At 52.1% G+C, this 2,083-nt stretch carries 2 tRNA genes and 1 rRNA gene; all 3 read left to right on the plus strand.

From position 1 onward, the window contains the following. Nucleotides 1-248 precede the first annotated feature (248 nt). The 3 genes from HMPREF3144_RS05535 to HMPREF3144_RS05545 all read left to right on the plus strand — a co-directional run bounded on the left by HMPREF3144_RS05535 (nucleotide 249) and on the right by HMPREF3144_RS05545 (nucleotide 2,076). Nucleotides 249-1,785, plus strand: a 16S ribosomal RNA gene (locus tag HMPREF3144_RS05535). Nucleotides 1,786-1,900: 115 nt separating this feature from the next. After that, nucleotides 1,901-1,977: transfer RNA gene (locus tag HMPREF3144_RS05540), tRNA-Ile, on the plus strand. Nucleotides 1,978-2,000: 23 nt separating this feature from the next. Continuing rightward, nucleotides 2,001-2,076, plus strand: a tRNA-Ala gene (locus tag HMPREF3144_RS05545). Nucleotides 2,077-2,083 lie beyond the last annotated feature (7 nt).

Here is a 2,083-nt window from a genome sequence, read left to right on the forward strand (position 1 = left end):
TCAACCAAGTGTTCTTTAACAATTTAAACAACCGATAAGTGTGGGCACTTAACATGGTGAGCGACCGCCGTTTCACGACGGTGAGCGAAATAAATTATGTTTTAAGTGCTTATGCTTAAGTTATGAAGAAATAGTAAGGTTATATCCTTGTGTGATATGGACTGTTTTATTTCTTTTGAGTACTAAAGTAATTAAGCGAAGATAGGTAGTTGCTACGGTGATTATCTATCGCAGTCAATGCAGAGATTAAACTGAAGAGTTTGATCCTGGCTCAGATTGAACGCTAGCGGGATGCTTTACACATGCAAGTCGAACGGCAGCATGAGAGAGCTTGCTCTCTTGATGGCGAGTGGCGGACGGGTGAGTAATGTATCGGAACGTGCCCGGTAGTGGGGGATAACTACGCGAAAGCGTAGCTAATACCGCATATTCTCTACGGAGGAAAGAGGGGGATCGTAAGACCTCTTGCTACCGGAGCGGCCGATATCAGATTAGCTAGTTGGTGGGGTAACGGCCTACCAAGGCGGTGATCTGTAGCTGGTTTGAGAGGACGACCAGCCACACTGGGACTGAGACACGGCCCAGACTCCTACGGGAGGCAGCAGTGGGGAATTTTCGACAATGGGGGGAACCCTGATCGAGCCATCTCGCGTGTGGGACGAAGGCCTTCGGGTTGTAAACCACTTTTCTCAACGAAGAAAAGTCTTAGGCTAATACCTTAAGATGCTGACGGTAGTTGAGGAATAAGCACCGGCTAACTACGTGCCAGCAGCCGCGGTAATACGTAGGGTGCGAGCGTTAATCGGAATTACTGGGCGTAAAGGGTGCGCAGGCGGCTTGGAAAGAACGGTGTGAAATCCCGGGGCTCAACCTCGGAACTGCACTATTAACTGCCAAGCTAGAGTATGTCAGAGGGGGGTGGAATTCCGCGTGTAGCAGTGAAATGCGTAGATATGCGGAGGAACACCGATGGCGAAGGCAGCCCCCTGGGATGGTACTGACGCTCAGGCACGAAAGCGTGGGTAGCGAACAGGATTAGATACCCTGGTAGTCCACGCCCTAAACGATGTCAACTAGCTGTTGGGCCGGTTACGGCTTAGTAGCGCAGCTAACGCGTGAAGTTGACCGCCTGGGGACTACGGTCGCAAGACTAAAACTCAAAGGAATTGACGGGGACCCGCACAAGCGGTGGATGATGTGGATTAATTCGATGCAACGCGAAAAACCTTACCTACCCTTGACATGCCCGGAAGCTTCAAGAGATTGGAGTGTGCTCGCAAGAGAACCGGAGCACAGGTGCTGCATGGCTGTCGTCAGCTCGTGTCGTGAGATGTTGGGTTAAGTCCCGCAACGAGCGCAACCCTTGTCATTAGTTGCTACGAAAGGGCACTCTAATGAGACTGCCGGTGACAAACCGGAGGAAGGTGGGGATGACGTCAAGTCCTCATGGCCCTTATGGGTAGGGCTTCACACGTCATACAATGGTCAGGACAGCGGGTTGCCAAGCCGCGAGGTGGAGCTAATCTCTTAAACCTGATCGTAGTCCGGATTGCAGGCTGCAACTCGCCTGCATGAAGTCGGAATCGCTAGTAATCGCAGATCAGAATGCTGCGGTGAATACGTTCCCGGGTCTTGTACACACCGCCCGTCACACCATGGGAGTGGGTTTTACCAGAAGTAGTTAGCCTAACCGCAAGGAGGGCGATTACCACGGTAGGATTCATGACTGGGGTGAAGTCGTAACAAGGTAGCCGTACCGGAAGGTGCGGCTGGATCACCTCCTTTAAGAGCTCATGTTGCTTATTGTGCGAAGTGTCCACGCTTATCGGTTGTTTAGTTGAAGGTATTCTGAGGGGTTTAGGCGCGAGAGTCTAGATTCATCCGAAGGTTAATGGGAACCGGGTCAGTAGCTCAGTCGGTTAGAGCACCGTCTTGATAAGGCGGGGGTCGCTGGTTCGATTCCAGCTTGACCCACCAGTTAGTTACCAAGGTAGTACGCTGGGGGATTAGCTCAGTTGGGAGAGCGCCTGCTTTGCACGCAGGAGGCCGTCGGTTCGATCCCGTCATCCTCCACCAGCGCATG

It is taken from the genome of Oligella sp. HMSC05A10 (genome assembly GCF_001808335.1).
In the GTDB taxonomy this organism is placed as follows: Bacteria; Pseudomonadota; Gammaproteobacteria; order Burkholderiales; family Burkholderiaceae_B; genus Oligella; species Oligella urethralis.